We start from the raw sequence: 8,888 nt of genomic DNA, 5'->3' as shown, positions 1-8,888 counted from the left end.
AAGCTGACCGCCACCGCATCGGCATCACGGGCCACCTGCGCCGCGAACGCCCCGGCAATCGAACCCACACCACCGTCCGACCCGGCCAACGACGCACGATTACCCCACTGATCGAGCAGCGCGTGCTCACCGCTGTCGAGGAGGTCGACCGTCGAAAGCCGTCGGGCCGGGTCGCCGACCATCTCGGACAGCACCCGCTGCCAGCGCTCCAGCAGCTTTTCGATGGTGTCGGCGTCGAACACGTCGGTGCGGAACTCCACGGCCCCGAGAATCCCGGCAGGCTCTCCGGCGTCGTCCCAGCGCTCACCCAGATTGAAGGTGAGGTCCATCCGTGCGGTCTTGGTGTCGACCGGCATCGGGGTCACCTGCAAGTCGCCCAATGCCAGCCCGGCGGTCTCACTGTCCTGCCAGGCGAAGTTCTGCCACGCCAACAACACCTGGACCAGCGGATGGTGAGTCATGCTGCGCGCCGGCTTGAGCCGGTCCACCAGCACCTCGAAGGGTACGTCCTGGTGCTCGTAGGCCGCGAGGCTGCGCCGGCGCACCTGCGTCAGCAGATCGGCGAAGCTGGGATCCCCGGTCAGGTCGACCCGCAGCACCAGGGTGTTGACGAAGAATCCGACCAAGTCGTCGAGCGCGGCGTCCCCGCGCCCGGCGATCGGGAAGCCCACCGCGACATCGCCGCTGCCGCTGAGGTTTCCCAGCAGCGCGGCCAGGGCGGCCTGGACGACCATGAAGCTGGTCGCGTTGTGCTCACGGGCCACCCGGGCGACCTGCTGCTGCAACTCGGCAGGCCACGACACATCCAGCCGGGCGCCGCGGTAGTCGGCCACCTGCGGGTAGGGACGGTCGGTCGGCAACGCCAACTGCTCGGGCAGGCCGGCCAGAGCGTCTTCCCAGTAGGCCAGTTCCGCGCCGATTCGGCTGTCCGGGTCTGCCAGGTCACCGAGCTGCTCGCGCTGCCACAACGTGTAGTCGACGTATTGCACGCTGAGATCGGCCCAATCGGGATCTTCCCCCACGCTGCGGGCGGCATAGGCGACACCGAGGTCACGCACCAGCGGAGTCACCGACCAGCCGTCGGCGGCGATGTGGTGCACCACGGCGACCAGGATGTGTTGATCGTCGGCAAGGTGAAAGAGCTTCGCGCGAAGAGGTATTTCGGCGCCGAGGTCGAACGTGTATTGCACCATCTCATCGACGGCTTGATCCAGCCGAGCCGGCGACCAGCCGGTGCAATCCGTCACCGCCCAGCCGAAGTCGGCCTTGTCATGGGACACCACCCGCTGCTCGGGGATTCCGTCGACCGCCGGGAACAGCGTCCGCAGGCTCTCCTGCCGGTCGACCACATCGGCGAGCGCGGTGCCCAGTGCGTCGGCGTCGAGCGCCCCGTCCAGCCGCAACGCCACGGCGATGTTGTACATCGGCGAGGGGCCCTGCAGCTGATCGATGACCCACAGCCGATTCTGCGCAAGGGACAGCGGGACGATCTCGGGACGTGGGCGTGCGGCCAGCCGCTCGAATCGCCCGGCATGGTCGCCGGTGATCCGGGGTGCCAACTGCGCGACCGTGGGAGCTTCGAACAACGCGCGCACCGCGATGTCGGCGTCCAATCGGGCGTTGACCGCCGCGATCAATCGCATGCCCGACAACGAATCGCCGCCCAGATCGAAGAACGAGTCATCGATCCCGACGCGCTCCATACCCAGCACCTCGGCGAATGCACCGGCCAGAATCTCCTCGGTGAGGGTGGTGGGGGCGCGATACCTCGCGGCGTCCTGGTAGTCGGGTGCCGGCAGTGCCCGTCTGTCCAGCTTGCCGCCGACGGTCAGCGGCACCGAGGGCAGGACCATCACCGCGGACGGAACCATGTATGCGGGCAACCGCTCGGACAGCGTGGCGCGCAGCGCGGCCGGATCCGGCTCGGCATCCCCGGCGGTGACATAACCCACCAGGCGTGGGTCCCCGGGGCGGTCCTCGCGGGCGATCACCACCGCCTGATCGACCCCGTCGAGCCCGGCCAGGACGGCTTGGACCTCCCCCGGCTCGATGCGGTAGCCGCGGATCTTGACCTGCTCGTCCGCGCGTCCGAGGTATTGGAGTTGCCCATCGGACCGCCAGCGCACCAGGTCCCCTGTGCGATACATGCGTTCACCGGGGCGCCCGAACGGCGACGCGACGAACCGGGAGGCGGTCAAGCCGGTTCGCCCGACATACCCGACGCCCACACCCCGGCCGGCCACGTACAACTCCCCGACCACGCCTTGCGGCACCGGCTGCAACTGTTCGTCGAGAACGAACAGGGCCGCGGTCGGGACAGGTCCCCCGATCGGCGCCACACCGGACCCGACCGAGCCGGCGGTCAGAGGGGTGCTCATGGAGGCGTACACGGTCGCTTCGGTGGGGCCGTAGGCGTTGATCACGACGCGGCCCGGCGCCCACCGGTCCACGGTCTCGGCCGGACACGCCTCGCCGCCGAGCAGCAGCGCCACCGACTCCAGCCCCTGGGGGCGAAGGGCGTTCACCGCCGAGGGGGTCTGGGTCAGCACGGTGACCCGTTCGTCGATCAGCAGTGCGTGGAAGTCGTCCGGTGAGCGGACGGTGGAGTCGGGCACGATCACCAATCGACCGCCGCCCAGCAGCGCTGCCCATATCTCCCAGACCGAGAAGTCGAACGCGTAGGAGTGACACTGGGTCCACACCTGCACCGCGGGCAGGTCCGGCGGCGGTGAGTCGGCCAGGTGCGCCAGGTTGCGGTGGGTGACGGCAACCCCTTTGGGGGTGCCGGTGGTTCCCGAGGTGTAGATCAGGTAGGCGATGTCGTCCGGGACCGGCGCCGGTATCGGTGGACCGAATGGATCAGTGGTGTCGGTGATCTCGAGATCGGCGATGTCGACGACGGCAACGTCGTACCCGTCCAGCCGGGACCGCAGATCGGCCGAGCTGACCGCTGTGGTCGGTGCGGCATCGGTGAGCATGAACCCGATCCGGTTCTGCGGGAGTGCCGGGTCGATGGCCAGGTAGGCTGCGCCGGTCTTCAGGACCGCGAGCATCGCCACAACGGCTTCGGCCGAGCGCTCCAGCAACAGTGCGACACAGGCACCGGGGCCGACACCGGCTCGGGAAAGCACATGCGCGAACCGGGTCGCGGATGCCTCGAGTTCCCGGTAGGTCAGTGACAGGTCGGCCGCACGCAGCGCGATCGCCTCCGGGGAGCGTCTGGCCGCGGTGGCGAACAACTCCGGAACCGAAACGGCCGCCGGTGCGGGGCTGGTCAACATCGCACGATTGCCGAGCAGATCGAGACGGCTGCGCTCGGTCTCGTCGAGGACGTCCACCGCCGACAGCCGCTGCTTCGGGTCGGTGGTCATCGCCACCAGTACCCGCCGCAACCGTTCCATCAGCATTTCGATGCTGGACTGGTCGAACACGTCGGTGCGGTATTCGATCAGCGCCCCGAGCCCGGTGGGCTCACCCGCCCGGGTCCACCGCTCACTGAACGAGAACGCCAGATCCATGCGGGCGGTATCGGTTTCCAGCGGGATCTGGGTGACCTGCAGGTCACCCAGCGCCATCACGATGTCGTCGCTGGTCTCCCCCGGCAGGTTGCGCCAGTCCAGGATCACCTGGACCAGCGGATGATGGGTCAGCGACCGGGTCGGGTTCAGCCGGTCGACCACGACCTCGAAGGGGACATCCTGGTGTTCGTAGGCGGCCAGGCTGCGGGCGCGCACCCGAGCCAGCAGTTCGGCGACGGTCGGATCCCCGCTCACATCGACCCGCAGCACCAGGGTGTTGACGAAGAATCCGATCAGGTCGTCCAGGCCGGGGTCACGCCGGCCGCCGATCGGGAATCCCACCGCCACGTCAGTGGTCGCGCTGAGCTTGGCCAGCAGTGCTGCCAGGGCGGCCTGAACCAGCATGAAGCTCGTCGCGTTGTGTTCGTGGGCCACCCGGGCGATCTGCTGTTGCAGCTCGATCGGCCAGTGCACCGAAATGCTGGCACCCTGTTGATCGGCGGTGGGCGGATACGGCCGGTCGGTCGGCAACTCGAGCCGGTCGGGCATCCCGGCCAACGCGTCCTGCCAATAGGCCAGCTGGGCGGCGATCAGGCTGTCCCCGTCGTCGAGTTCGCCGAACTGTGCCCGTTGCCACAGCGTGTAGTCCACGTACTGCACCGGCAGTTCGTCCCAGAACGGTGCCGCGCCCGCACATCGGCAGACATAGGCGATGCCGAGGTCCTGCACCATCGGTCCGACCGACAAGCCGTCCGCGGCGATGTGGTGAGCCACCGACACGACCACGTGATCGTCCTCGGCGATCCGGAAGAGCCTGGCCTGCATCGGAATCTCGGTTGCCAGGTCGAAGGCGTGCCGAGTGATCGCGCGGATCGCCCCGTCCAGCTGCTCTTGCGACCAGCCGCCGGCATCGACGACGTCCCAGCCGAAGTCCGCCTGCTGCGCCGGCACCACCAGCTGGTGCGGTACTCCGTCCGGCGCGGCGAATATCGTGCGCAGGCTTTCGTGCCGCTCCACCACGTCGGCGAGCGCGGCACCCAACGCCTCGGTGTTGAGCCGGCCCTTGAGCCGCAGCCCCACTGCCATGTTGTAGGTCGGTGAGGGTCCCTGCAACTGGTCGAGGAACCACAACCGGTTCTGCGAGAACGACAACGGAATCACCGACGGCCGTTCCATCGCCACCAGAGGTGCCAGGCGCGAGTGCTCGGTACCGACCCGCGGGGCCAGCTTGGCCACTGTCGGCGCCTCGAACAGCGTGCGCACCGAGAGTCCGGCGTCCAGGCCCGCGTTGACCGCGGCGACCAGGCGCATCGCCGACAGCGAGTCCCCGCCCAGATCGAAGAACGACTCGTCGACACCGACCCGCTCAACACCGAGAACTCTGGCGTAGATGCCGGCCAGGATCTCCTCGACTGCGGTGGCGGGTGCGCGATAGCTCTCGGAGTCGCCGTACTCGGGGGCCGGCAGAGCTCTTCTGTCGAGCTTGCCGTTGACGGTCAGGGGCAGGGCGTCGATCACCATGATCGCGGCCGGGACCATGTACTCGGGTAGCCGCTCGGACAGCGCGGCGCGCAGCGTCGCGGGGTCCAGCGACGACGGGTCGGCGGGGGTCGCAGTCACGTATCCCACCAGTTGCTTGTCGCCGGGACGGTCTTCGCGGGCGATGACGACCGCCTGCTCGACTCCGTCCAGCCCGTCCAGCGCCGCGCGGACCTCCCCCAGCTCGATGCGGTAGCCGCGGATCTTGACCTGTTCGTCGGCGCGTCCCACATACCGCAACTGTCCGTCGGCTCCCCAGAACACCAGGTCGCCGGTGCGGTACATCCGTTGCCCCGGTTGATCGTCGGCTCCGAAGGGGCACGCGACGAAACGCGTCGATGTCAGCCCCGAACGCCGCCAGTAGCCGGCGCCGGCGCCGGAACCGGCCACGTACAGGTCACCGACCACACCCACCGGTGCCGGCCGCAGCCAGTTGTCCAGTACGAAGAACGCATAGCTCGGCAGCGGCACACCGACCGGACTGACGCCGCTGTCGTTGGCGATGTCGGTGTCGGTGATCTCGCGGAACGAGGCGTGCACCGTCGTTTCGGTGGTGCCGTACAGGTTGAGCAGGCGCGGCGCACCCGGGTGCGCTTCCCGCCAGGTCTTGAGCCGCTGTGGTTCCAGGGCTTCCCCGGCGAAAATGACCGCGCGCAAGTCGAGTTCACGACCCAGCTCGGGCGCCAGTGCGTCGGCGGTCTGCAGCGCATAGAACGCCGACGGAGTCTGGCTCAGGACCGTGACATGCTCGCGGGCCAACAGCGCATGGAACTCCTCCGGGGCGCGTGCCACCGATTCGGGCACCACCACCAGGCGCCCGCCGTAGAGGAGCGCTCCCCAGATCTCGCACACCGACACGTCGAACGCCAGCGAGTGCCACTGGGACCAGACCTGTTCGCCCAGCTCCATGTCCAGGGCCATCGCCGCGAGCAGTCTGGTGACGTTCTGGTGGGTGATGGCCACCCCCTTGGGGGTGCCGGTGGTGCCCGAGGTGTAGATCAGGTAGGCGAGGTCGTCGGGGGCCGGGGCCGGAAGCGCGGTGCAGGGTTGATCTTCGTTGGCAGGATCGCCGATGTCGACGACCAGCAGCCCGGACCCGTCCAAACGATCGGCCAGCCCGGCGCTGGTGACGGCGGCCATCGGCGCGGCGTCGGCGAGAACGAACTCCCTGCGCGCCTCCGGGACGGCGGGGTCGATCGGCACATAGGCGGCACCGGTTTTCACGATCGCCAGGATCGCCACGATGGCCTCGGCGGAGCGGGGCAGCAACAGGGCGACCCGCTGCCCCGGTCCTGCTCCGTGTGAGGCCAACAGGTGCGCCAGCCGGTTTGCGGCCTCGTCCAGCTCACGGTAGGACCACGAACGCTCCCCGCAGGTCAGCGCCACCTTGTCCACCTGTTGGGCGGCCTGCGCGGCGAACGACGCCGGGATCGACGCCGGTTCCGGTGCGGGTCGGGTCAATGTGTCACGGTTGCTCCACTGTTCCAGCCGGTCGAGCTCACCGTCGTCGAGCAGGGCTATCGAGGACAGCGGCCGGCCGGGATCTGCGGTCATGGCCGCCAGCAGCCGGCGGAAGCGCCCGATGAGAGCGTCGACGGACGCCTTGTCGAAGACGCCGCTGTCGAATTCGACGCGCAGGCGCAGTTCGGTTCCGGGCATGGCCTGAATCGCCAGCGGGTAGTGGTTGTACTCGCGGTGGGAGAACTCGGTGACGGTCAACCCGTCGGCGCCGGAGAGTTGGGCCGCGTCGATCGGGTAGTTCTCGTATACGAAGAAGGTGTCGAACAGCTGGTCCTGACCGACGGCGCGGTGGATTTCGTTGAGCGCGAGGTGCTGGTGCTCGAGCGTGTGGCTGTAGGAGTCCTGCAGTTGGCCGAGCAGGTCGGCGGTGGTGGTTCCGGCGGTGGCGGTCGCCCGCACCGGGACCGTGTTGATCATCAGGCCCACCATCGAGTCCGCGCCGAGCACGTCGCTGGGCCGCCCCGAGACGGTCGTGCCGAAGGCGACATCGTGCTGGCCCGTCAACGACATCAACAGCTGCGCGAACGCGCCCTGCAGCACCGTGCTGACGGTGGTGTGGCAGGTGCGCGCCAGCTCGCCGAGGGCGCGGGTGATCTGTTCGGACACTTCGTAGGACGCGACTTCCCGGCGCGCGTCGTCGGCCTGGCCGGCCAGGCCGACCAGAGTCGGAGTGTCGAAACCCGCCAGCACCTCGCTCCACGCGGCGCGGGCGGTGTCGAGGTCGCGCGCGGTCAGCCAACCGACGAACCGGCGGTACGGTATCGCCGGCGGCAGCCGGTGGCCGTAGTAGCTGCCGAATATTTCACCGAGCAGAATCGGGATCGACCAACCGTCGAGCACGATGTGGTGATTGGTCAGCACCAGCCGGTACCGATCCGGGGCTGACCGGATCAGCGTGCCGCGAATCGGTGACTGGGTGGCCAGATCGCAAACCGCGGCGCGCTCGGCGGCGCAGATCAGGTCGATCTGGTCATCGACTCCAGCCGGGTCTTCGGCGCCGTTTCCGGTCAGATCGACATAGCGCCACGGCACCTCGGGGTCTGCCGGGATGATCTGGACCGGCTCGTCGAACTTGCCGGAGAATCGCGCCGCCAGGTGCGGATGCCGATGCACCACGGCCTGCACCGCACTGCGCAAGCGGTCCCGATCGAGCGGACCGCACAGCGAGATGTCCAGCTGGACCGCGTAGACGTCGTCACCCTGCTGCGCGGTGCTGGCGTGGTACAGCAGCCCCTGCTGCAGCGGAGTCAGGGGCAGAACGTCAGCTATCTGCATACTGCCGCTGGAGCTCGTCGATCTGCTGCTGGCTGAGGCCCACGGCGATATCGGAGGGCGTCAGACCGCCGCCACCGCCGCGGACATGGGCGCATATCCCGGTCAACGCGTCGAACCACAGTCGGCTCAACCGGCTGATATGTGCCTGGCTGAGCACCGACGGCGCCCACGTCCACCCGGCGCGCAGGCACGGTCCGGCGGCGGTGTCCACGGTGCCGGCGTTGAGCTCCACGGTATGTGCCAGCGGAGCGGACAGGTCGTGGTGCGTGTTGATGTCGGCCAGGCAGTCCCAGCTGATCTGCCAGGCCTCGGTTGGTTGTGCGGTGGCCCGGCCCCCGGTGCCGCCGAGGCGACCCAGGTAGTTGAATCCGATCGAGGGGTCGGGTCCGTCGAGGTCGACATCGTCGTTGAGGTAGCGCAGCAGCCCGTAGGTGACGCCGTCGGGCACGGTCCGCAGCTGTTCCTTGGCGTCCTTGAGCACCGTGCCCAACTCGGCGGCGCCGGAAACCACCTGGGCCCAGCTCAACCCACCCAGCGTCAGTGCCACCGGATATTTGGCGGTGAACCACCCGACGGTGCGCGACAGATCGATGACCTCGTTGCCACTGCCCAGCTCTTCCTCGCGGCCATGGCCTTCCACATCGATGCTGATCGCGCCGGGCTCTCCGAGGAATTCGGCCAGTGCGAGTCCGAATGCGATCAGCAGGACATCGTTGATCCCGGCGTGGAACGCCGCGGGCACTTCGCCGAGCAGCAGCTCGGTGGTCTCGACATCGAGGTCCACCGACAGGTTTCCAGCGGTGCCCAGCGTGTCCGAGTCGGGGCGCACCGCGGGCAGCGCGCCTGATGTCGCGGCGATCTGCTGCCACGCCTGGGTGTGAGCGACGACACCGGGTTGCCGGGCGCGGCCGGGCAGCAATGCCGACCAACCGGCAAACGACATTCCCGGTGTGGGCAGTGTGACGGGTTGTCCGTTGCGGTGTTGGGTCCAGGCGAGGTTGAGGTCTTCGAGCAGGATGCGCCAGGAGACTCCGT

Annotated in this window: 2 protein-coding genes; both read right to left on the bottom strand. The window is 68.6% G+C overall.

The window, feature by feature from the left end; translation table 11 throughout:
* Window positions 1-7,853 (bottom strand): amino acid adenylation domain-containing protein (locus tag ACXAID_RS25450; RefSeq protein WP_475024961.1); only part of this gene is annotated, 7,853 nt, incomplete at its 3' end.
* Window positions 7,840-8,888, bottom strand: a 1,049-nt coding sequence (locus tag ACXAID_RS25445) for a condensation domain-containing protein (RefSeq protein WP_475024960.1), incomplete at its 5' end; no start/stop codon positions are given. The genes ACXAID_RS25450 and ACXAID_RS25445, both read right to left, overlap by 14 nt.

This window comes from Mycobacterium sp. ABE4_509, assembly GCF_056160785.1.
The sequence above is the reverse complement of the archived record's forward strand: the minus strand, read 5'-3'. Positions and strand labels throughout refer to the sequence as shown.